At 69.5% G+C, this 21,474-nt stretch carries 21 protein-coding genes and 5 pseudogenes; 10 read left to right on the top strand and 16 right to left on the bottom strand.

Annotation, left to right across the window (positions count from 1 at the left end; all coding sequences use genetic code 11):
• Nucleotides 1–77: 77 nt before the first annotated feature.
• The 8 genes and pseudogenes from ACZ45E_RS37960 to ACZ45E_RS37925 all read right to left on the bottom strand — a co-directional run.
• Nucleotides 78–440 (bottom strand): annotated as a pseudogene (locus ACZ45E_RS37960) (transposase); the annotation flags it as partial.
• Between the two features lie 126 nt (nucleotides 441–566).
• The gene (locus tag ACZ45E_RS37955) at nucleotides 567–1,862 is read right to left on the bottom strand and encodes a hypothetical protein (protein ID WP_468230550.1); all 1,296 of its coding nucleotides are present in this window, start codon (nucleotides 1,860–1,862) and stop codon (nucleotides 567–569) included.
• Nucleotides 1,863–2,454: 592 nt separating this feature from the next.
• The gene (locus tag ACZ45E_RS37950; protein WP_468230544.1) at nucleotides 2,455–2,604 is read right to left on the bottom strand and encodes a hypothetical protein; all 150 of its coding nucleotides are present in this window, start codon (nucleotides 2,602–2,604) and stop codon (nucleotides 2,455–2,457) included.
• A 679-nt stretch (nucleotides 2,605–3,283) separates the two neighbouring features.
• Entirely contained in the window at nucleotides 3,284–3,775 is a 492-nt protein-coding gene (locus tag ACZ45E_RS37945; RefSeq protein WP_468230542.1) for a hypothetical protein, read from the bottom strand.
• A 17-nt stretch (nucleotides 3,776–3,792) separates the two neighbouring features.
• Nucleotides 3,793–4,221, bottom strand: coding sequence for a hypothetical protein (locus tag ACZ45E_RS37940; protein ID WP_468230540.1), 429 nt, complete (start codon nucleotides 4,219–4,221; stop codon nucleotides 3,793–3,795).
• Between the two features lie 208 nt (nucleotides 4,222–4,429).
• Nucleotides 4,430–5,094: pseudogene (locus tag ACZ45E_RS37935) on the bottom strand (RHS repeat-associated core domain-containing protein); the annotation flags it as partial.
• A pseudogene (locus tag ACZ45E_RS37930) lies at nucleotides 5,063–5,353 on the bottom strand (hypothetical protein); the annotation flags it as partial. The pseudogenes ACZ45E_RS37930 and ACZ45E_RS37935, both read right to left, overlap by 32 nt.
• A 39-nt stretch (nucleotides 5,354–5,392) precedes the next feature.
• Nucleotides 5,393–5,695 (bottom strand): hypothetical protein, encoded by a 303-nt coding sequence (locus tag ACZ45E_RS37925; protein WP_468230548.1) that lies wholly within the window; start codon nucleotides 5,693–5,695, stop codon nucleotides 5,393–5,395.
• 746 nt (nucleotides 5,696–6,441) lie between these two features.
• Between ACZ45E_RS37925 and ACZ45E_RS37920 the strand changes: the two genes are divergently transcribed.
• The 5 genes and pseudogenes from ACZ45E_RS37920 to ACZ45E_RS37900 all read left to right on the top strand — a co-directional run bounded on the left by ACZ45E_RS37920 (nucleotide 6,442) and on the right by ACZ45E_RS37900 (nucleotide 11,044).
• On the top strand, nucleotides 6,442–7,584 hold the full coding sequence (locus tag ACZ45E_RS37920; RefSeq protein WP_468230538.1) for an eCIS core domain-containing protein: 1,143 nt from the start codon (nucleotides 6,442–6,444) through the stop codon (nucleotides 7,582–7,584).
• Between the two features lie 72 nt (nucleotides 7,585–7,656).
• Nucleotides 7,657–7,908, top strand: a complete 252-nt coding sequence (locus ACZ45E_RS37915; protein ID WP_468230535.1) for a hypothetical protein — start codon at nucleotides 7,657–7,659, stop codon at nucleotides 7,906–7,908.
• A 475-nt stretch (nucleotides 7,909–8,383) separates the two neighbouring features.
• Complete coding sequence (locus ACZ45E_RS37910; protein WP_468230533.1) at nucleotides 8,384–9,217, top strand: lysostaphin resistance A-like protein; 834 nt, start codon at nucleotides 8,384–8,386, stop codon at nucleotides 9,215–9,217.
• Nucleotides 9,214–10,388, top strand: a pseudogene (locus ACZ45E_RS37905) (sensor histidine kinase). The gene ACZ45E_RS37910 and the pseudogene ACZ45E_RS37905 overlap by 4 nt, the downstream one beginning before the upstream one ends.
• Nucleotides 10,385–11,044: a response regulator gene (locus ACZ45E_RS37900; protein WP_468230530.1), complete on the top strand. Its 660-nt coding sequence runs from the start codon at nucleotides 10,385–10,387 to the stop codon at nucleotides 11,042–11,044. The pseudogene ACZ45E_RS37905 and the gene ACZ45E_RS37900 overlap by 4 nt, the downstream one beginning before the upstream one ends.
• Nucleotides 11,045–11,139: 95 nt before the next feature.
• Here ACZ45E_RS37900 and ACZ45E_RS37895 read toward each other — a convergent pair whose 3' ends face one another.
• Nucleotides 11,140–12,273, bottom strand: a complete 1,134-nt coding sequence (locus ACZ45E_RS37895; RefSeq protein WP_468230526.1) for an epoxide hydrolase family protein — start codon at nucleotides 12,271–12,273, stop codon at nucleotides 11,140–11,142.
• Nucleotides 12,274–12,411: 138 nt separating this feature from the next.
• Nucleotides 12,412–13,122, bottom strand: a complete 711-nt coding sequence (locus ACZ45E_RS37890) for an NADPH-dependent F420 reductase (RefSeq protein ID WP_468230523.1) — start codon at nucleotides 13,120–13,122, stop codon at nucleotides 12,412–12,414.
• On the opposite strand from ACZ45E_RS37890, the gene ACZ45E_RS37885 reads away from it, so the two are divergent.
• Both ACZ45E_RS37885 and ACZ45E_RS37880 read left to right on the top strand, forming a co-directional pair.
• Complete coding sequence (locus ACZ45E_RS37885; RefSeq protein ID WP_468230521.1) at nucleotides 13,034–13,720, top strand: LysR family substrate-binding domain-containing protein; 687 nt, start codon at nucleotides 13,034–13,036, stop codon at nucleotides 13,718–13,720. The genes ACZ45E_RS37890 and ACZ45E_RS37885 overlap by 89 nt on opposite strands.
• A 456-nt stretch (nucleotides 13,721–14,176) precedes the next feature.
• A complete protein-coding gene (locus tag ACZ45E_RS37880) occupies nucleotides 14,177–14,959 on the top strand; it encodes a DUF2207 family protein (RefSeq protein ID WP_468230519.1) in 783 nt (260 codons plus the stop codon).
• 318 nt (nucleotides 14,960–15,277) lie between these two features.
• Here the strand turns inward: ACZ45E_RS37880 and ACZ45E_RS37875 are convergent, their stop codons facing one another.
• Complete coding sequence (locus ACZ45E_RS37875; protein WP_468230517.1) at nucleotides 15,278–15,781, bottom strand: GNAT family N-acetyltransferase; 504 nt, start codon at nucleotides 15,779–15,781, stop codon at nucleotides 15,278–15,280.
• A gap of 92 nt (nucleotides 15,782–15,873) precedes the next feature.
• Here ACZ45E_RS37875 and ACZ45E_RS37870 point away from each other — a divergent pair, with 92 nt between their 5' ends.
• A complete protein-coding gene (locus tag ACZ45E_RS37870; RefSeq protein WP_468230514.1) occupies nucleotides 15,874–16,410 on the top strand; it encodes a hypothetical protein in 537 nt (178 codons plus the stop codon).
• 353 nt (nucleotides 16,411–16,763) lie between these two features.
• Here the strand turns inward: ACZ45E_RS37870 and ACZ45E_RS37865 are convergent, their stop codons facing one another.
• Genes ACZ45E_RS37865 through ACZ45E_RS37855 form a run of 3 tightly spaced genes read right to left on the bottom strand, consistent with a single transcriptional unit; the run spans nucleotide 16,764 to nucleotide 18,631 of the window.
• Nucleotides 16,764–17,216 carry a hypothetical protein gene (locus tag ACZ45E_RS37865; protein ID WP_468230512.1) on the bottom strand — a complete coding sequence of 151 codons (453 nt, stop codon included), beginning with the start codon at nucleotides 17,214–17,216 and terminating at the stop codon, nucleotides 16,764–16,766.
• A 1-nt stretch (nucleotide 17,217) separates the two neighbouring features.
• Entirely contained in the window at nucleotides 17,218–17,802 is a 585-nt protein-coding gene (locus ACZ45E_RS37860; RefSeq protein ID WP_468230509.1) for a TetR/AcrR family transcriptional regulator, read from the bottom strand.
• Nucleotides 17,795–18,631, bottom strand: a complete 837-nt coding sequence (locus tag ACZ45E_RS37855) for an alpha/beta fold hydrolase (protein ID WP_468230506.1) — start codon at nucleotides 18,629–18,631, stop codon at nucleotides 17,795–17,797. The genes ACZ45E_RS37860 and ACZ45E_RS37855 overlap by 8 nt, the downstream gene beginning before the upstream one ends.
• A gap of 138 nt (nucleotides 18,632–18,769) precedes the next feature.
• Here ACZ45E_RS37855 and ACZ45E_RS37850 point away from each other — a divergent pair, with 138 nt between their 5' ends.
• Complete coding sequence (locus ACZ45E_RS37850) at nucleotides 18,770–19,018, top strand: hypothetical protein (protein WP_468230552.1); 249 nt, start codon at nucleotides 18,770–18,772, stop codon at nucleotides 19,016–19,018.
• An 8-nt stretch (nucleotides 19,019–19,026) separates the two neighbouring features.
• On the opposite strand, the pseudogene ACZ45E_RS37845 reads toward ACZ45E_RS37850, so the two are convergent.
• Nucleotides 19,027–19,101: pseudogene (locus ACZ45E_RS37845) on the bottom strand (hypothetical protein); the annotation flags it as partial.
• A gap of 586 nt (nucleotides 19,102–19,687) precedes the next feature.
• Between ACZ45E_RS37845 and ACZ45E_RS37840 the strand changes: the two are divergent.
• The gene (locus tag ACZ45E_RS37840; protein WP_468230504.1) at nucleotides 19,688–20,560 is read left to right on the top strand and encodes a hypothetical protein; all 873 of its coding nucleotides are present in this window, start codon (nucleotides 19,688–19,690) and stop codon (nucleotides 20,558–20,560) included.
• 425 nt (nucleotides 20,561–20,985) lie between these two features.
• Here the strand turns inward: ACZ45E_RS37840 and ACZ45E_RS37835 are convergent, their stop codons facing one another.
• Complete coding sequence (locus tag ACZ45E_RS37835) at nucleotides 20,986–21,168, bottom strand: hypothetical protein (RefSeq protein ID WP_468230501.1); 183 nt, start codon at nucleotides 21,166–21,168, stop codon at nucleotides 20,986–20,988.
• Nucleotides 21,169–21,474: the final 306 nt, after the last annotated feature.

Genomic DNA, 21,474 nt, shown 5'->3' with positions numbered 1-21,474 from the left:
CGCATCGACGTCCTCTTCGCCATGCTCCGAGACGGAACCTTCTACCAACCACCCACACCAGCAACGGCTTGACGAAAACCATAGAGGCACCTTTTCAGGGCCCGCATGCTGACGGAGTCGATCGCGCGGCGGGACCAGTCCAGCTCGCCGCGGACGCCGAACTCGTCGAGGACCAGGCGGTGGAGCTTGGCCCACACCCTGGCCTTCGTCCACTCGGCGAAGCGTCGGTGTGCTGTCGCCCCCGACGGCCCGAACGATGCCGCGGGCAGCTGATGCCAGGTACAACCCGAGATGGCAACGAAGACGATCGCGGCCAGTACTTCACGGTCACCATGCCGACGTCGGCCACCGCCTTGAGGCCGCGATGGCGCCGCCGGCGCCACCCGTTGGAACAGATCCCACAACTCGTCCGGCACCAGCCGCTCAACGATCCCCGGCACGACCGACAGCCTACCCAACTATCCAAATGAGATGGCTTCTGATGAGCCGGAGCACGATAGTTGTCACCAAGGCAGGAGTGCTGTCATCAGGACCACCAAGCGGCGAGTTCGGACCGCGGTGCAGTGTCATCTATCCACTCCAGCTTCCCGCTTGCGTCGGCGCAGCACGTGGTCGCTGAAGAGGTGTCGGCTCCGGTCGAGCAGTTCACCTGCTTCCGCGTTGCCGCGTGGCTCGTCCGGTGCCGGATACCAGCGTTGTACTGATTGCGCGGCCCAGGTGCGCAGTTTGATGTCCGGGTCCTCGAGCAGACCGACCGCTGTGCGTAGGGCTACGATGCCGCCGCGTGCGTCGAGCAACCGGAAGGCGCCGACGCGGACGTGTCGCGGCCGCTGAGAGCTGGTGCGCTCCGACAGCCAGTCGGCGGGCAGTTCCTTGGCCGAGGGCAGCAGGGCGGTGGCGGTCTCGCGGACGACTGCAGCGGCAGGGTCGTCGAGGAGCGGCCGCAACTGCGTCGCATCCGCGCAGTCCAGTTCCCGCAGCCCTGCCACCGCCCGCGCCCGCACTCCGGCCGCCGGATGCGCGAGCAGCGGCCGCAGGAGCCCGGCGTCCGCGCGGTTCCCGCACTCGGCCAGCCCGATGACCGCACCGGGCGACAACTCAGGATCGTCCGGTGCCGTGCACCGCTTGCGGTACCAGGCCACTGGGTCACCCCCATGCTGTCGTACGACATACCGGGCACACGCCCGTACGAGCGCGGAACGGTCGCCGAGAAACGACTCCGCCTGCTCCGGCTGCCCCGCCCGTCTCAGCGCGGTGACGCCGGCCGAACGGGTACGCGGGTTGCGTGCGGACAGCAGCAGAGGCAGCACACCCTCGTAGGCATCTCCGCCCGCGAGAGCCGTGAGTGCCGCTGTGGCACACAGGTCCTGGACCACGGTGTCGTGGTCCGTGGCAGCCGTGCGGGCCAGCTCAGCGGGGCCGAGCAGCCGGCCCTCGATGGCCAGCCGGTATGCGAACCGCCGGACGACGCGGTCAGGGTCAGCGAAGCAAACCGTGAGCTGCGCGTGGGATGCCCGGCGCAGGATCTCGCCGAGCACTTCGACGCCGAAGGCACCTCTGTCACGACGGCTGACGCGAAGGATCAGCGACGCGAGGCCGGGGGCCAAGTCCACGCTCAGGGCCCCGCGCAGCAGCTGCCGGGCGTGTGCGCGCACCGGGCCCGCCCAGTCGGCACAGCGGATCACGACCAACGGCAGCAGACCGGGGTAGCGGACGGACAGACTCAACGCCTCCTGCCGGATCCGCCCGTCGCGGTGGCAGAGGGCGAGCGCGAGCCGAGACTCGTCGAGCTGAGTCAGATCGGCGGGCAGTGGGGTGAGGTGCTCCCACTCCGGCAAAAACTCCGGGCGGTACCAGGCCATTTCCCGGACTCCTGCGTCCAGCGCGAGCCACTCGGCGGGGTCGGCGACATCAAGCGTGCGGTGAAGCGACGCGCCCTCGGCAAGCCGCGTCGCCGCCGCCCCGTCCGCGACGTCCTCAAGCATTCCCGCCCTCCTCAGCAGTCGTACCAGTTGATCGTAGGAGGCAGGGCTCGCGTGCGGCGCGCGAAATACGGCCCGTGATCGCCGAGGACCGCCGCTCGGCATCCTGCCCACCAGAAACCGAACGTGGTGACATCGCCCCTGCTTCGCTTGCCCTGATAACAGGTAGCGCGCCGCACCGGTGATAACCACCATGCATTGTCCTACCGAAGCCGCAGGTCGACGGAGTGGCTTCGGCGAAGTGTGTGCGCTCCCCGGCTCTGGGGGGCGGATGCTCTGGCCGTGCTGGCGAGCTGTTATCTGCGTTCGCCCACCGTGCTGGTCGTGGGTCTTGGTCTGCTGGTGTTGGGATACGCGGTGAAGCCAACCCGCTGATCCCCCGCAACGCGAGCCGGCCCCGGGCTGGCGAGGCGGGCCTGGGACAGGCGGTGCGGCATTGCTGTGACCCAGGGCGTGGCGGGCGGCAGGCCGGTCAGTGGCGGAAGGCGCGGTCGCGGGCGCCTTCGGTTCGCAACGGCTCGAACCACTCATCGGCGGCGAGGTTCGCCATGTCCAACGCGTGGTGCACATCGCTGTGCGGGTCTTCCATGCCGTCGAGGCGGGCGTCGAAGAGCATCAGCACGGCGTGGTCCTCAAGGCCAGAGACGAAAGGCGCACCAGGCGATGGGGCTGCGCCGTAGCGGCTGCCCGTTGTCAGCGGCACGTGGTGGGATAGCTTCTCTCACCGCCGATTTGGAGCTGCCCGTGAGTTCACGCATCCCGGGGCGGGGCGCCGAGTGGCCGTCCGGGGCCGAGCCAGTGGGGTTTCGGCGCTCTGGCGGGGCGGGGCAGGTACTGGCGGAGGGTCCGAAACGACCGCTGGACCCGGGCCGGGGGGGAGCCGGTGCGGTGCGGTTGGCTTCGGCCGCGCAAATCGCTCTGACAAGCCGACCACAAACAGACACCGGGCACCGCGCTACGACGTGGGCAAAACCATCCGTCGCGCGACAACCCAGACTCGTTGCGAGAGGTCCGTAGCAGCATCAGGGCGTCCTGATTGTCCGCGTCGGTGAAGGCGTGGATTGCGAGCTGGCGGCCGCTGAAGTCAGCCAGGGTATCGAGCTGGCGGGCGACGGCGTGGTAACCCTTTATGCCGCAGGCGGCCGAACTCCCTCTGCCGAGTGCTGCAGTGTCCGCAGCCAGAGCGTGAAGCGTATGCGGAACGGAGCTCGACGGCGCCTCACGGCGCTTGGACTCGACGGCCGCTGCCCGGCCTCTTCCCAGGAGCCCGGCAGAGGCCGCTTCATGACAGTCTCCGGGAGCTAGTCCACTCCCTCCGGACGCTCGCCGCGCCCGATGGTCATCGACCACGTCACCTTGGTAGGCGCGGTGACCGACACCGTGCCCGCCTTCTGCGCTCCCGCGAGAGCGAGCTGGTTGTACGTCGTGGTCACTTCTCCGGCGAGGCAGTCGAGAGGGAAGGCAGCCGTCACGGGTTTGACTGCGACTTTCATCGTCCCCTCGCCTTCGCAGCGCACCGCGACGATAAGGGTGCCACCCTTTTTACCGCCTTTGCTAAAGGCGAAGGTGCGGCTACCGTGCGTGGCGCCCTGTCGGCCGGCGAGGGTCTCCCCCGGGTCGAGCTCCGGTAAAACGGTGACCGGAGTTTGATCTCCCTTGGCGGAAGAGGAAGAGGACGAGGCGGACGAGCTGACTTGAGAAGCTGTCTTGGCCTTCGGCTGCCCGTCGGTGTGATCAGCCGAGCAGGCGGTCGCCAGCGACACGGCTGCCGCGGCCAGGATGCCAAGGGGCAAGAGCCGTCGGTGTGGCATCAGGACTCCCAGATGTACCAGCCGACGCGGTGCGGCGTGTAGAGCGTTGCGTTGGTCTTCACGCCCTTGGTGCAGTTGGCGTAATGAAAGTGACTGTATCCAGCGCTCTTGAGCCGGTACACCCCGTACCTGGCGTTGGTGGTGCGCTTCGACGGTGTGTCCACAGCGACCGAGTTGCCGATCTTGGCCGTGAGTGAGACCGAGAGGTTGTAGTCGTACTCCGTCTCGATCTCGGCGACCGCGACGGACGCCTTGGCCTTCAGCTTGCCGCTGACACCGACGGTGACCGTGCCGGACACCTCAGAGGTGAACGTCGACCTGGCGGTGCGCGAGGTGCCGTTGCAGTTGGCCTGCGTGGCACCTACGCCCTTCTGGTACTCCTTGTACTTCTTGGTGGACTCCCAGAAATAGCCGTCCTCACACGCCACGACGGGCGGAACCTGCAGGTCCTTCGGTGCCGCTTCGGTGCCGCTTCGGTCGGAGTCTGGGCGTCCTCGCTGGCCCCGTTCTCGTCGAGGTCGCCTTCCTCCGGCACCGCCGGGGGCGCCGTCTCGGTGACCTCGGTCGGCTCGGGAGCCGGGTCATCAGCGAAAGCCGTACCGGTTCCCCCCAGCGCCGAGAGCGCCAGAGCCGGAACTACGAGCAGTGACGCGGCTCTTGTAGCACGCAAGCACCTAGGGTCGGGCCACATGTCGCGATACCCGCACCGGTACCGAAGGCCGCGGCCCCAGCGCCAAGGGTGTGTCCCACTCCCTCGATGAAGCTATTGAAGCCGAACAACCCATGGGGATCGATCCGGTTGACGGGGTCGCCCGCGGCGTAGAGGCAGGGGTTCTGTTCCTGGCCGGAGGGGTCGGGCTGGGTGAAGCGGCCGATGTTGGGGTCGTAGTAGCGGGCCGCGTAGTGGTGAAGGCCGGTGGCGTCGTGGTAGCCGCCGGCGAACTGGTAGGGCTGGATGACTTCTTCGCTGGTGGTGGCGCGGCTGACGCCGCGCGGGCTGTAGGAGTACGTGTTGACCTTCGTGCCGCACTCGTCGGTCATGGCGATGACGGAGCCGATGGCGTCGGTGAGGTAGTGGAACGCCTTACCGCTGCGGGTCATGGAATTCAATGCGCCCCGGGCTCGCGTACAAATCCCGTGTCTACGCCCGATGTTGACGCGCCGGCGAGGCCGATGGGTCCGTTGTGGAAGTAGGTGTCGCCCAGGCGGATACGTTCGCTCTGGTCGGTGGAGCCGTACTGGCCGGTGGACGTCTTGCCGCCGACCGTGAGGGACGTGAGCTGACTGTGGTCCGACCAGGTCGAGCAGACCCCAGATCTGTGCACCGGTCCTGACGGTCAGCAATTGTTGGCACCTCCACTGCAGCGGCATCTCGGGACGGTGCCTGAGGTGCCGCACGAGCGTAGGGAACAGGTAGTGCGTCGCCTCTGCGGCGAGGTGCTCTTGAAGCCAGTCGACCGGGAGCCGCTGGCTGAAGCCGTGCATGGCGGCCTCCTGGGACAGATCCAGGAGCTGCGCGGTGTCAACAGATCGGACAGTGCGGGGAAGGGGCGCGGTCATGTCGAGATGAACCCAAGAAGCGTCCGCGGGGCCCAGGGGTCAGCGGGGCCGGGATGCGATCTGGCGACGGGCAGGACCCCAGACTTTCTCGAACTGCTCCGAGGTAAGTTGCTCGGGGTCGTGGCCTTCCCATTCCGGGACGGGCAACTCGGCTGTGATCCCGAACCTGCTGTCGTACGCATCGGGGCGGCCTGCGTCATAGGCCCGCTGCCATTCGGCGAGGGAGGCAGCTGCGATCGGGGTCAGCTCAGGCCCTTCGAGTTCGACCTGCCGGATCACCCAGCCTTCGGCGTCGACCTCGAAGTAGAACCAGGTGTCTTCCTCGTCCCAGTAGCAGCGCATCCATGTGGTCACCGGTCAATGATGACGCTGCCGACTGCTGCCGTGACAGCCTCGCCGAAGGGGGCAGTTTCATGGCCCGCCCACGTTCCGCGCGTGCGAACAGCGGCTCCCCGAGGTCCCGTTCCAGGCGATTGCGCTGGATCACCAGGGGTTGACTGGTTGATGCTCAGGACTTTTGCCGTCTCGCATGGTTCTGCTGAGCGACCTTGCGTGCCCCGTCGTAGGCGTCTGTGCAGGGCGGTTTAATACTCCAGCTGTAGATCGTGATCTTGCTGGTGGGGCTGCGATTGCGTCGGGACCGTCGCCTGGCTCTACCGGGCGCTCGCCGAAGCCAAGGTGACCAAAGCCAAGGTGGCCAAAGCCAAGGTGGCCGCCGCCGACGACGGTCTGCCCCGCCCCGGCGGGTGGCGAAGTAGTCCATGTGAGGAGCTTCGGCATCGTCCAGTCTGGATCGGGCAGGTCCATGACCGTCCTGATCAGTGTGGTCCTGGTGGTATCGGCGGACTCTTCGCCTATAACGGGCGCCTGCCGAACTGCCGATTGCGCACCTCAAGCGTTTCTTGACCGGGATTCTCACGCGCGTGCGGCGGTCCCCGGAACGGCCTCCGGCGCCCACGCGGGGGGCATCCACCGTGACCGTGAGGGCAGTTCACCGACTGCCCCGAGGTTGCCCCCACTGACCTTCCGCCACCCTGAGCGGTCCGGTAGAGCTGGAAGATCAGTCGTCCAGCGTGAAGGGGATCGTCGTGCATGCACACCGAACACCTGCCCAGCGGGCCGCTGAACAGGACAAGGACCGCCGTGCCGCCGTGCCCGTCCCCCCGGCTCAGCGGATGCTGGCACTTCAGCGCTCGGTCGGCAACGCGGCCGTGTGCCGTGCCGTGGAGGAGGAGCGGCACGTGCACGCGGCGGGCTGCGGCCACGACCAGGTCGTGCAGAGCCGGTCGGCCGTGCACGAGGTGCTGCGTTCGTCGGGGCGGTCGCTGGACGCGCCGGTGCGCGAGGAGATGGAGGCCCGGCACGGCGGTGCCGACTTCGGCGGGGTGCGCGTCCACACCGACTCCGCGGCCATGGACTCGGCGGCGGAGATCGGCGCGAAGGCGTACACCTCCGGCTCTCACGTGGTGTGGGACGGCCGGGACAAGCACACCCTCGCCCATGAGCTGACCCATGTCATTCAGCAGAGCCGGGGTGTCGTGCCGGGTAGGGACAACGGTTCGGGCCTGCGCGTGTCCGACCCCTCGGACTGGGCCGAACGCCAGGCGGAGGACACCGCCCGGCAGGTGATGACGGGCCCGGTGCCCGCGCTGCGGGCCATGCGGGACGAGACCACAGCCGGGGGCGTTGCAGCGGCGGGCGCGACCTCCGTGCAGCGCATGGAACTGGCCACTAACCCGACGACCCTCACCGAGAGCGACTCCGACTACAGCTCGGAGGACGACCTCAGCGCCGTGGAGAAGCAGCTGCCGGCACTCACGTCCGAGAGCGCCGTGGAGGCCGCGGTTGCGGAGGGCGGTGAGACGGTGGTCACGCTGTGCCGGGGTGACGATATGGCGAAGATTCGGGCGATGCAGCAGCAGAGTTCGGCCGGCGGCGCCGCCTCCGACTCCGCCACCCCCGCGCCCACTGTTGAGCAGGCTGCGGTGCAGGCCACCAAGGGCAGGAGTTTCCCGGAGTTCACGACCGCGAATTACATCGCACGGCAGTTCAGTCGGCAGGGACCGCGAGGCGTCGTGGTCGTCCGCATCAAGGCCAAGTACCTCACCAAGGGGTCCGATGCCCCCGAGGACGGTTGGGTCGCGCTGCACAGTGCGCCGGTCGAGGTGATCGCCGTGGTCGACCGCAGTGAGGGCAAGACCGCCTCGGGGAACGCGGTCAACGCCTCCTGAGCACCTCCGCCGGGCCGCCCGGCGGACCGTAGGAGCTTCGTCTGCGTCGCCCGCAGCGGGCAGCGTTGGACGGTGAAGACCGACGCCGGCACCGCGGCGCCCGGTCACACCGTCAGCGCGCCCGCGGCCGCCGCCGTGAGCGAAGCCATCGACCGCCTCCGGGACCGGCGCGAGGCGCGTACCGGACCCGGGCCAGCGGGGCCGGGTCACACCGTGCTGTATGACATCGCGGGCGAGGAGCGGGCCCGGCGGATCGCGGCGGTCCTGCACGCTGCTCTCCACGGAGCCCTGAATTCGCTGGCCAGCGCGTTGCCCGCCGCCTGACCCGCCCGCCAGCACCGAACCCGTTTTCCGGCCGTACGGTCGTCACCGGGTACTGGCACGGCCGCCCCCGGCCGCCGTTCAGCATCCCCGGCATGCCCGTGGCCGGGGCGGTCCGCTCCAGCGTGCGCGATCTGCTGACCTTCACCGAAGCGCTGCTCGACCCGGACGGCGCGACACGGCACACGGCCCGTCCCGAACTCCTGCGGGCGGCACCCACGGCTGCACGGCTTTCACCGGCTTCGACCCTCAACGGCGCGTGGCCGTCGTCGCGTTGGCCATTACGCGTCCGGCCGGGGGAACGACCTCATCCAGCAGGCGAACAACATACTGCCGAGCGTTTAGCGGGTCCCCGCCTGTCCCCCGTGCGAGCTACCTGCGAATGTCCACCGTGCGGTGACGATTTCGGGCGGGTGGATCCATAGCGTTCGGGGTGGCCTGCGGCGCTCCCGCCACGGCTTCTCACGAAGGAGTCATCATGCGTCTGATATGGCAACTCTTGGCGGTCGCGGCAGTCTGGATCCTCGGCAATCTGGGCACGGCCGCGGTGAAGGACACCCCCGCGCTTGCGCTCGTCGCCGGCCTGCTGACGGCCATCGTCGCGGTCCTGGTCTACGGCTGGGTGGTGCGGCGAACCGAGCACCGGGCCTCCGTCGAGGTGTCGCTGAAGAGAGCAGGTGCCGGAATCACCCGGGGCACCCTGCTCGGCATCGCGCTGTTCGGGACAGTCATCGCGAACATCGCCTTCTTCGGTGACTACACGGTCCACGGCCTGGGCACGCCGTCGAGCGCCGTCAGCCTGCTCGGAATCATGGCGGGCGCCGCCGTGACCGAGGAACTGGTCTTCCGCGGCGTCCTGTTCCGGCACATCGAACGAGGGACCGGAACCTGGATCGCTCTCGTCCTGACCGGCACGCTCTTCGGCCTGATCCACCTGCTCAACGCCAACGCCACCCTGTGGGGTGCCATCGCCATCGCCATCGAGGCAGGCGGGATGCTGACCGCCGCGTACATCGCCACCCGCAAACTGTGGGTGCCGATCGGTCTGCACTTCGGCTGGAACATCGCCGCGAGCGCCATCTTCAGCACCGAGGTGTCCGGCAGCGACACCCCGCAGGGCCTGCTGGACGCGACGATGTCGGGTCCCGCGCTGGTCACCGGCGGCGACTTCGGACCGGAGGGCAGTGTCTTCGCGGTGGTGTTCGGCGTGCTGGCCACCGGCATGCTCATGTGGCTGGCCTACCGGCGTGGTCACGTGGTCCCCGTCCGCCGCCCGGCCCGGGTGCACGTGGCCGCTACGCTCTCCCGGTGAGCGAACTCCAGCGGGTCCCGGACCGATGGCGACAGCTCGACGTCACGGTCCGGGACCTGCCGCTCGCATTGCTGCCGGCGGTCGCATCGTTCGTACCGGCGTACCACGGGCTGGGGACGGAGGTCGGCGCGCTGCCGACCCGTCCCTTCGACGCGCTCGTCGTCGTCGCGATCGTCCTCCAGTGCTTCCCGCTCGCCGTTCGCCGGCGGTGGCCGGCGGCCTGCCTCGTCTGGTGTTCCTCGGCTTCGCCCTCGACCAGCTCCGGGGCTACCACACGCTCGCGGGCGCCGGCCTCGCTGTCGCGCTGCTGAGCGCGGGTGCCCACCTGGAACGCCGTCGCCGCACGGTCTCGATCCTCCTCTCGGGTGCCTACGCGGTGCTGGCGCTCGCGATAGACCTGGTCGGCGGAGCCGAGCGGGCGGACGGATACCTGGAGTTCTACCTGGTGCTGGTCCTCGTGTGCGCCGTCGGCTCCTGGCTGCGCTCCACCCGGGCCGTCGAGACCGAACGGCGCCTGCGGGTCGTAGAGGAGACCCGCTCCGCGGAACGCACGCGGATCGCCCGCGAACTGCACGACGTCGTGACGCACCACGTGACGGCGATGGTCGTGCAGACGGAGGCTGCCAGGTACCTGACAGACTCCCCCGACCGGCTCGACGAGACGCTGAACGCGGTCTCCGGCACAGGCCGGCGGGCGATCGGCGACCTCCGGAACCTTCTGGACCTGCTCGACCCGGACCACGACGGCTCGGCCCGAGCACCCTTCCTCCGGGACCTGCACACGCTCGTCGAACAGACCCGTCAGGCCGGGCAGCCGATAGAGCTCACCGAGGAGGGCACGCCGTCGGAATCCGCCGGGAGCGCCGAGCTGGTCGCCCACCGGGTGGTGCAGGAGGCCCTGACGAACGCCCTCAAGCACGCACACGGCAGCCCGACGGCGGTCGGCGTGCGCTACGACGAGCGGGAGATCACCGTGGAGATCAGCACTGCCGGGACCGGACCTGAGCAGGCCCGCGCCGGCGCCCGCCCGCGCTCGCCCGGCGGGAGCGGCCGGGGGCTCATCGGGCTGCGGGAACGGGTGGGCGCCCTGGGTGGCGACTTCGCCGCGGACCGCGGGGCCGACGGCGGATTCGTCGTCCTGGCGCGCATCCCCACAGGGAGCCGGTCATGAGTGCGCCGATCCGGGTCCTGGTCTGCGACGACCAGGCGCTGATCCGCACCGGCTTCGCGACGATCATCGACGCCCAGCCCGACCTCGAGGTGGTCGGCGAGTGCGAGGACGGGCGGGCCGCCGTCGACCTCGCGGGGCGACTGAACCCGGACATCGTGGTGATGGACGTCCGGATGCCGGTGCTCGACGGCATCGAGGCGACCCGCCTGCTCGCCGGCGCCGGGGTGGCGCGCCCCGTCAAGTTGCTCGTGGTGACGACGTTCAACCTCGACGAGTACGTCTACGAGGCGCTGCGCGCGGGGGCCAGCGGGTTCCTGCTCAAGGACGCCCCGGCGGCGCAGCTCCTGAACGGCATCCGCACGGTCGCGACCGGGGATGCGCTGCTGGCGCCCGAGGTGACCCGGCGGCTCGTCGGCCGGTACGCGGCGCGGATCCGCCCCGTCGAAATCGCGGCTGCCGACACCGGGCTGACGCCGCGCGAGCTCGAGGTGCTGCGCCTGATCGCCCAGGGCCTGTCGAACGGTGAGATCGCCGCAACGCTGGTGATCAGCCCGGAGACCGTCAAGACGTATGTGTCGCGCCTCCTGGCCAAGCTCGGCCTGCGGGACCGTGTGCAGGCGGTGGTCCACGCGTACCGCAGCGGTCTGGTGGCCTGAGGGCGGCGTATGGCGGCGCCCGTGCACAGCGGTCGCGGCCGGTGCGGCCGTGAGCAGCGCGGCCGGACCGCTCCTGGACTGCTGCCGGGTCGGTCTCAGCGCAGTTGGCGGAAGAACTCGGTGATGTCGTCGGCGAGCAGTTCGGGCTCTTCGTGGGCGGCGAAGTGTCCGCCGCGCGGCATCGACGTGTACCGGGTGATGTTGTAGGTGCGTTCGGCCCAGGAGCGCGGGGGCTGGGTGAGGTCGGCGGGGAAGACGGCGACGGCGGTGGGCACGTCGACCTTCTCGACGCGCCGGGTCAGGCCGCGGGCGTACTCGTAGTAGGGCCGGAACGACGTCGAGATCGTGCCGGTGAACCAGTACAGGGACGCCTGGGTGAGGACGAAGTCGTCGGTGAACCGGGACGACAGGTCGCCGCCCGAGTCGCTCCAGGCGCGGTACTTCTCCACGATCCAGGCCAGCAGGCCGGTCGGAGAGTCGGACAGGGCGTGGGCCAGGGTGAGCGGCCGGGTGTTCTGCTGGTGCTGGTAGCCGCCCTCCTCCGCGCTCCAGGTGGCGACCTGGGCGAGGTAGGCCTGTTCGTCCGGGGTGAGGCCGGCGGCCTCGTACCACTGGGGTGCGGCGACGGCGAGCAGGTGGATGCCGACCAGCGACTTCGGGTAGGCCTCACCCAGGCGCGAGGTGATCCCCGCGCCGAGATCCCCGCCGTGGGCGGCGTACCGGTCGAAGCCGAGCTCGTCCCGCATGAGGCGGTGCCAGATCTGGTGGGTCTGGAGCGTCGGCGGGAGGTCCGGGCGTTGCGGCGAGAAGGCGTAGCCGGGCAGCGAGGGGACGACGACCGTGAACGCGTCGGACGCGTCGCGGCCGTGCTTCGACGGCTCCGCGAGCCGCCGGGCGAGGTCGGTGAGCTCCAGGAAGGTGCTGGGCCAGCCGTGGGTCAGCACGATCGGCAGGGCGCCCGGTCGCTCACCGTCGAACCGGAGGTAATGGACGGGCGTGCCGCCGATGGCGGCCGTGTGGTGCGGCAGCGCGTTGATCCGTGCCTCGTGGGTGCGCCAGTCATAGCCTGTGGCCCAGTACTGCGCCAGGCGTCGCATCTCAGTGGTGTCGGCGCCCGCTTCCCAGCCATCGACGGGCCACCGGGTGGGCCACCGGGTGGCGCGCAGCCGGGCGCGCAGGTCTTCGAGTTCCGCATCGGTCACAGCGAGCAGCGGCGGGTGGTCGGTCATGTGCCCCTCTTGGTCGTGCGCGTGTGCGCGTGTGCGCGTGTGCGCGTGTGCGCGTGTTCACGTGCTCACGTGCTCATCGTGCGACAGCGCCTGTCACGACACGGCCAGGGTCACACTGCGGCCCGCGTCGACTCGCGGTTAACGCGTCGCGGTGGCCAGCGCCGTGCGGATGACGTCGTCGCCGGCGGGCCGGCCCTTCTCGTCCGAATAGGGCCCATAAGGGGCGCCCCACACCGGTGTGCCCGTCGCCTGCCGCCAGCTGTCGGCCAGCGCTCCCGCGTCCACCACGCCGTACCCGATGGAGTCGATGAAGTCGGTGACCGCCGCCTTCGCCGACGCGGAGTCCGCGGCGATCGGCAGGTACGACCGGTCGGCCGCCCCCGCCGGGCGGGCGAGTGACAGCAGGTGCTTGAAGTAGATGGTGTTGAAGACCTTCACGAGCCCGGCGTCCGGGACGTACCGCAGCAGCAGCTCGCTCGAGGTGAGCGACCCATCGTCGAGCTCGGGGATGTGCCCGTCACGCTCGGGGCCGTAGTTGCACGTGTCGATGACCGTCTTTCCCGCCAGTGGCGCGGCGGGAACGTCGGGGAAGGCCGTGACCGGCACCGTGACCACGACGATGTCACCGGCCGCCGCGGCTTCCTCGCTCGTCGCCGCGGAGGCCCGCGGCCCCAGTCTCGCGACCGTGTCCGCGAGCGTCCCCGGGCCGCGCGAGTTGCTGAGCACGACCTGGTGGCCGGCCTCGACGGTGAGCCGCGCGATGGTGCTGCCGATGGGGCGCCGGGTGACCGCGGCTGCCCGTGGCGGCCGGCGACTGGTGGTCGGTTTCCGGGCTGGGATCCCGGTCATCCCCGCGGCGTGGGAGTTCGGTGGCCGCCATCCGGACGTGGTCGTGGACGTGCAGCGCATGGAATGGGACGACCAGGTCCCTATGCTGCTCGACGGCCGCGTCGACGTCGGTTTTGTGCGGCTGCCGGTCGACGAGACCGGCCTGCGCCTGACCCCTCTCTATACCGAGCCGCTCATGGTGGCGCTGCCCGCGGGCCACCCGCTGGCGGGCAAGGAGGAGGTCACCGAGGCGGACCTGGCCGGTGAACCGCTGATCTGGCATGCCGACCCGAGCACGCAGCCCACGAGGCGTCCGCTCCCCGACTCCGGGCTCCGGGTGCGCGGGGTGGAGGAGAAGCTCGAGCACGTCGCGGCCGGCCGTGGCATCTCGTTCGTGGGGCGCTCGGAGACCGTGTTCTACTCACGGCCGGACATCAGGTACGTGCCCGTCCCGGATCTGGCGCCCGACCAGGTGTTCGTCGCGATGGCAGCGTCGCGCACCTCGCCGCTGGCCGACGACTTCTTCGCGGCGGCTCAGGCGACGGCTGAGATCACGGCAGAATGCGGAAACTATGAGATGTGGCAGCTTGTGACCGACGCCGCTTCAAAGCGCGATTGAGCAGTTCGGCCGACAACCGCCGGACCCGACCTCCAGTACCCGCATACCCGTTCGATCCTGACCTGATGCAACATTCCGGCTTGCAGTCACGGCGCGCTGGTTGGCAGCCTGGTATGCCCTGTCTCGTCCCTCCGAGTGCGGACCACAGAGTTCGCCTACGCGTCCCCCAGGCAGGGCTTCGGCGTCGTCACGTGGTGCCCGGTTCGTGGCGAACCGTGAGCGGTGCCTCGATCGCGATCCTTTTCGCGGTCTTGGTGCTGAGCGGCATCGTCGCGCTCTTCCGGTGGGCCAGGAACGTGGAACGCGTCGACACGATGTGGGTGGGCGCAGAGATAGTCGCCCTGGGGCGCGACCGGGCCGCCGCAGGAACGCCCGGGGATACGCCCGGGGATACGCCCGGCCGGACGCGACGCATCTTCGCCCGCCACTCTGCCGCCAGGCCCCCCTGTGTCTTCGGTGCCTCCGGAAGGCCTGGCCCCGGCGAAGGGCGGAATCCTGCTCGCCGAACGCGTGGAGAGCCACCATCTGGTGGCCTGGTTCCTCGGTGCCGCGATCGACGGACGCATCATCATCGCGGGGACGACGGAGAATCCTGTCCTAAGGCGGCGCGAGCCGGCCGACGCGCCGGACGAGCTGGTAGACCCGCAGGACGGTCGCGTCGCCCGCTCCGTCCTCGGCACGATCTTCTCGGAGCGCGACTCGGTCACGTTGGGCCTGCGCGACACCTACTTCAGGTCGGGCTGGCAGATCCTTCACCGCGAGCCGGCGGACTGGCAGGCCTTCAGCGACCTGTGGGACGACCACGCCGCGAACCGTGCCCGCCTCGCACGCCCCGTCGGCATCGCCGCCGCCCTGCTCGGATTCGTCACGACGGCCGTCGGCGCCTACCTCGGCGCCTACTTCGGCGGCGACCGGCGGCCGTCCGGCCGGATCGTCCTCCTGCTGGGCCTGATCGCCGTGGGAGTCGGCCTCGCGCTGTGGCTGCCCTCCTGGGAACTGCTCAGCCGCAGCCCGCAGGGCGCCGAGCGGCGGCTGCAGACGGAGGCGTTCCAGCGCTATTTCGCCGACCCGCCCGCACTGACCGACGACGGACCGATGGATGCGGAACGGCTGGAGTTGTACACCGCGTGGGCGGTGGCACTGAATGCGGCGCACACCTGGGACGGGGCGGTGGCGGTTCGACGGCCGTGGTCCGGCCCCGCTCGACCTCCTCCGGATTCCTCCCCGGCGTCGCCCTGAGCATGATCACCACCTCAGTAGCGTCCAACGTCCCTCCGCCCTCCTCCAGCAGCAACAGCGGTGGTGGCGGGGAGGATTCAGCAGCGGCAGCGGCAGTGGCGGGAATGCCGGCGGAGGAGGCGGCGGGTCCTGGGGACCTCCGGCGCTCGCCGTGGACGGTTGGCGCGGTGGACGGGCAGCGACGAGAGGGGCGGGTAGACAGGACCGGCTTTCCCGCGCACCGAGCCGGCCGATCGGGCTGAGTTGAGGCATCAACTGACCGGCGGCCAGGGCGATGGCGCTCGGCGCGGGCGGGAGCCCCTGTCCGCCGAGAACCCTCTACGGGCTCTGCCAGCTGGCACCGAGGTCTATGTGCGCCGTGAGTACGTTGCCGTCGGGTACGAGGTCGACGCCCCTTGCGGATAGAAGAGACCTCACTGCTGCGTTGTCGGGCGTAGTGCTCACAAACACCGTGGTGAAGCCCTCCGTGCTGGCTCTGTCCAGGAGGAGGTCGAGAACGGCGGTGCCCACACCTGTACCGCGGTGAGACCGGCCGATCCACACGCCGGCCTCCGCGGTACCCGGCTCACCCAGGGGGCACAGGCGCGCAGCCCCTGCGACCCGCCCTGCGACGGTGATGACGAAGGTCGCCTCCACGGGGTCGGCCGAGAGGGAACGCGACTGGTGAAACCGTACGAACGCGGTCCGGCGCTCAGGTATCCAGCCGCTCAGTCCTTCGACGGGTGGCATGACCTCCAACGGATCGGCGTCCGTGACGGCTGCCTGCAGCAGTTCTGCAAGCAGGCGCTCATTGAGACGATCCAGCTTGACGTCGGTTCGCATGTACCACTCTCCTTTCCTGGGTGCCGGCGTTGCACCGCATACGCTCACGGTCGTCCTGTTGTATGCACGCCGGCGGGCTGTCGTGCCGGTCCATGAGCGCGGGAGTGCTGGAGTCCGGTCTGCTTCTCGCCGATGGCGCGGTCGGTGAGCAGGTGGGCGCCGCGCATGCCTCCGTCCCCGCGAGCCAGGCGAAGACCATCGGGCTGGTGGATGCCCATGCCCGGGTGCACCAGATCCTTCGCAAGAAGATACCGATCGACAAGCAGGCGCTCGAGCCGGTCGCGAACGCGCGCAACGACGTCGCTCATAGCGGTGTCCATGACGTCGCCGAGGTGCGGACGGTCTTCACCACATGCCTCCGCCTGATCGACCCGCTGCTCACAGAGCTGAACATCGCTCCCGACGTTTACTGGGGCAGCTCCCTTTCCCTGCACAACCGGAAGATCGAGGAGCGCGTCCGGGCTGCCCGCATCCAGCTGGAGAGCAAGCTTGCCAAGGCGCGCGGGGTCTTCCAGCAGCGCTACGGTCACCTGGCGGCGAAGAAGCGCGAGGTCGTGCTCGCCACTGTCACGCACCTGCTCCGCATGCGGCCTCGAGGTGGAGAACGACGAGTTCTGGGAAGTGGGTGACCTCAGTAACGAGGTCGTCCTCGACGACCCCCTGGGAAGACTTCTACGCGAACTGGGAACCGGATCCCGAGTTCCTGCCTGAGGACCTGACCCCAAGGTCAACGCGGACGGGGAACCAGACGAGGACATCGTCAGAGGAAGGAGATCAGCGGCCTCCACACGGGCTCTACTCAGGTCCCCCTACCCCTGCGGCCCGGCCCCGCGGAAAGCGTGGCGCCCTACCAGCGGTGCCAGACTTGCTGGGGGGACGATGGCCCGGCCGGGGCCCAAATCGTCCCCACAGTTCGTCCCCACAGTGCAAAGCAGGGCACAGGTCACGCCCGTAGCGCAGAACAGAGCCCAGGTCTGCGGGGTCACCTGCGCGCTGGGCGCTCAGTCTGATCGCGGGGCGCGCTCAGTAGAGCTCGCCAGCGCGGTAGCTCGGTAAACGGCACGACCAGGCACAGGACGGTCACCGTTGCGGCGATCCACGTCCCCCACAGCGCCCACGCAGACGCTGTCGCCGCCACCAGATGGAGCACGACCAGCAAGATGGTGACGATGCCCGGCACCGCGACGGGCGCGTCTGCGCCGGGCCGGTCGCCCGGGGTGCTGAAGACGGCAGGCAGCCCGATCAGCAGCAGGACGGCGCCGATCGCCAGCGGGACGGAGTGCGGCCACAGGGCCCAGGGGGTGCACACCCAGGCAATTACCTCAGCGGCCACGCGCACGCCGCCGCGGACATAGTCGTGCCCCGGCCGTTGCGTCCTGGTCCTCACGGTGCTTGATGCCTGTGGAGGGGATGGGGAGGGATCGGTGGCGGCCATGTCATCCTTCGGAGGCGCGGTCAGGAGGGTCGGCCTGGAAGCCGGCGATCAGGGTGTCGACGAGGAAGTGGAAACTCCGCGTGACGTCGCGGGGCATCTGGAAGCCGACGGCGGCCTCAAGGGTGACGAACCCGTGGAGTGCTGATCGCATGGCGCGTGCGGAGTCGACCACGCGCGCGTCGGGCAGGCCGAAACCGGCGAGGACGTCGAGCAGAACCTGCAACACCTCTTCGCTGACGCGGCGGTCCTCCTCGTCACCGGCCACCGGAGCGGGGACGGTGGCGGCGTAGCGGCCGGGATGCTCCAGGGCCCAGTGGCGGTAGCTGTCGGCGAACGCCCGGACCGCGTCAGGGCCGGAACGGCCGACGGACTCCCGGGCCAGCTGATGGGCGAACTCACGCTTGGCCAGGATGGAGATGCCGTGCCGCAGCTCGTGCAGGGAGCCGACGTGCTTGTACAGGGACGGCGGCCGTACGCCGAGCCTGTCGGCCACCAGCCCCATGGTCAGACCCGACAGACCGACCTCGTCGGCGAGGGCTGCTCCCGCCGCGACGACGGCGCTCGTATCGAGGCCCGCCCTAGGCACGGGCGTGTGCTTCCAGGAAGGCCAGCATCAAAGACACCGTCTCCTCAGGGTACTGGTCGTGCGGGTAATGGCCAGCTCCCTCGACCACCGCGAGCTCTCCGACACCGGCCGGCATCGCAGCCACGATCGCCTCGCCCTCGGCGCGCGGATCGACCCAGTCGGGGTCCAGCGAGCCCTGCACGATCAGGGCGGGGCACCGTACGTTGCCCAACTGCGCGCCAGCGTCAGTCGGCGCCGACTGCCCCATCTTCTGCAGCGCCCGCATCCGGCCAGGTTCGCCCAGCATCTCCTCGATGCGGGCCAGCCGGTCGGTCCAGTCGGCCGGCTTGCGGCCCGGGTAGGCGTGGTCGAGATAGCGGGACCACAGCCCCACCCTTCCGAACAGGCTGGCGCCGAGCAGCCGGAAGGCGCCCTTGCGGTAGCTCTTCGAGCGGAAGTCGCCGAGCTTGATCGACTGCGCGCGAGTGAAGGGGCCCAGCTCGATGATGCTTCTGACCAGATCGGGATCCTGGGCGGCCGCGATGGTGGCGGCGCCGCCGGAGATCGAGTGGCCCACCAGGACGGCCGGACCGCTGTCGATGTGGCGGATCACCGCGAGCAGATCGCCCGCGATGTCGGTGCGCGAGTAGGAAGGCCATTGCGCGCTCGATTCACCACAGCCCCGCAGATCGACCGCGGCCACGCGATACCCCGCCGCCACCAGACGCGGCAGGACGAACCTGTACGCCGCGCGACTGTCCCCCATGCCGTGGGCCAGGACGACCAGCGGGCCTTCCCCAGCGGCCTCGTAGGCGATGGTGCCGCCCGGGACGGAGACAAGCTCAGCCATGACATCTCCCTGCTCGTTAAGTGCAATAGCTATGAGCTAACGTGACTAGCTAAAAGCTAATGCTCATAGCCAACAGTGTCAACCCTGGCCGGGTACCGGGTGAGAGCGAGCGAGAGGAAAGGTCCAGCTCAGTTCGAGGTGGAGGAGCGCCTGGACATCTTCGACGTCCGCGATGACGACGATCCCGAACTGCACGAGAAGATCAAGGAGCTGCACCGACGCCGCAACGAGCTCAACCCCGAGATCGCCGGAATGCTTGCCGACGCACCCGCCCACACCGGCTCCTATGTGGAGGACTTACCGGGATTCCCCCAGCCTCTACGCCAACGGCCCGCAGCCTGGCGACCGGAGACGCCGTGCACGTATGCCTGCATGATCACCGCGTAAAGGGCCCGTCGATGCAGCGCCGACGCTCCAGGCCGCGACGGGTGGAAGCTGCCGGTGAGGACCTCGGGGATCTCCAGATCCATATCGTCGGCCAACGTGGTCAGCACCTTCTCCCGCTGCCCGTACCCACCCCCACGTCGTCAGCGAGACCCGGTAGATCCGCGCGGACGACTTCGCGATGCCCGCACCAGTGAGATACCGCTCGACCGCCACGGTGTACGACGACGGCGGGGCGGACAGGGGCACCATCCAGGCGCGCGGCGACCGGAGCGCGCCCCCGCTCCCGAGTTCGCTCACTGGTTTGATCTTCACGCCCAGCCCGCCCGTCCAGCACTGCCGCAGTGCCTACGTACACCTCACTCCGACGGGCGGAATGCCCCGCCGCAGGTCGCGGTGATCACCGTAGAGGCTCCGCCGCAGTGGATCCGGCCTCTACTGCGGCAGGCATCCGAACGTGCCACCCGGCCCTCTTCCGGTCAATTACGACTGCCTCCAGTACCCGTGGCGGCGGCCAAAGTTCCAGGCCACCGTATGGGCGGGAATGCGCCAGTGCCGCCCAAAGCGGCACCGAACCCACGTCCGCCGTACGAGCATTCCCCTGCTGCCCGGACCGACCGGCCGGGACCCGCGACCGAGGGCTTCTCGCCTCCAGACAGACAGGAATCGTGCATGTTCCGACTCAGACGCCTGCGTGTCCTCTCCGCGTCCGTGGCTGCCCTCGCCGCCATCGCGACGCTAGGCACCGGCGCCGGAATCGCCCAGGCGCAGGACGGGGCCAAGGCGGTCAAGCGCGTCCACAACGCCATGCAGATAGCCGATCCGTCCAATCCCGACGCCTTCTGCACGATCGGCACGGTGGGCACGGACGACTACGGGCGCAAGATCGCCATCTCGGCGGGCCACTGCGGGGGCGGTCCGATCGCCGATCGCGAGATCCACGAGAACAGCTACCCCGTCTACGACCGAGGGGACTTCGCATTCGGCCCGATCGGGTACGTACGGTACTTCAAGAGCCCCGAAGGCTCGATGACGGGACACCCGACCAAGGACTACATGATCATTGAACTGGTCCCGGAGGTCACGCCCTCATCGCAGGGGCCGGCCCTGAAACAGACCGGGCAGCTGGAGGTCCCCGGCGGACCGCCCAGCCCGAACGCCCTGAGCCCCGCACGCGCCGACGAGCGTCTGCTGGGCGCCGGCCTCTTCGACAACAACGAACTTGTGGTCTCTGGCCAGATGGGTGTCTGGTACGGCCGTATCACGAACAACTCAAACGGCATCTACCAGTCCCACGCCCCCCACGAGGCCGGAGACTCCGGCGGCCCGACCATCTGGCACGTGCCGGGCACCGCCTACCCGTCCGAGGCCAACGGCTTCCACGCGGAAGGGCCCTGGGCCGGCATCACCAAGGCACGCATCCTCGGCTTCCCGCCCTACGTCTACACCAGCTCGGCCAACATCCTCGCCGACCTGCGAGCCCGCGACGCCGCCGACCCCGCCGACGTCTACGGCGCAGGCTTCGAGGTCACCACCAACCCCTGACCCCACCAACGCGGCAGGTCGCCGGCTCGCCGCCCCAGCCGGTGAACAGTGCGCTCACATCTCCGGCACCGCGGCGAACCGGCTGGTCACTTGCCACGCCTACCACGTCCCCCCGGTCACCAGCCCCGAGGCCGGCCACGAAGGGCGTCCGAAGCTACAGGGAGCTTCGGCGCCGCTTCGCCTGTACCGCCAGCGCTCACACAAGGAGGCTCGCAGTCGGTCAGGCGGCCTGGCCGAGCCCGCAACCGTCAGGTCCTGCTCGCGCAGCGGTATGAAGTCGACGTCGAGCTTCGGGTCGTACGCGCCGGGCTGTGATGGTCTCTCAGCGGAGCGTCAACACGTGTGGCCGGGAGGCCGCAACCTGCCCTCCGAGCGGACTGCCGGGGTACGTTCCCGCCATTCGCAGGTCCGGCGCGGTCTTGTGCTCAGCTCTCCGAGGGGATGCGGGCGGCGATCTCGCGGGCGAACCAGTGGACCTCCCGGACCAGCTCATCCTGTCCCCCGGCGGCGATCAGTTGCAGCAGGCGCAGCAGGTCGTGGGCTTCCTCCGGTTCACCGACCGCAGGAGCTCGGATACCGACTCTGAACTGCGGCGATTCAAAAGCCACATGTCCGCGACGGCGACAGGCCACCCTCTGGAGGTGTCCGTAGGGTGGCTCTCGACTTGGTCACCGGAGCCAGTCGGTTCAGGGTTTCGCAGGGTCAGCGGGAACGCCGCTCGATCTGTTCGCGGGCAGCGGTCCAGACGCCTTCGAAGTCCTCGGACGACAGCCACCTGGGGTCGTGTCCCTCCCATTCCTGGAAGGGCAGCTCGGCGGTCATCCCGTACTTGGCCTCGCATTCCGTCAGGCCGCCTGAATCCTGGGCTCTACGCCACTCGTCAAGCGATGCTGCCGCAAGGGGAGTCAGCCCAG

This window comes from Streptomyces sp. NPDC030991 (genome assembly GCF_055571235.1).
The sequence above is the reverse complement of the archived record's forward strand: the minus strand, read 5'-3'. Positions and strand labels throughout refer to the sequence as shown.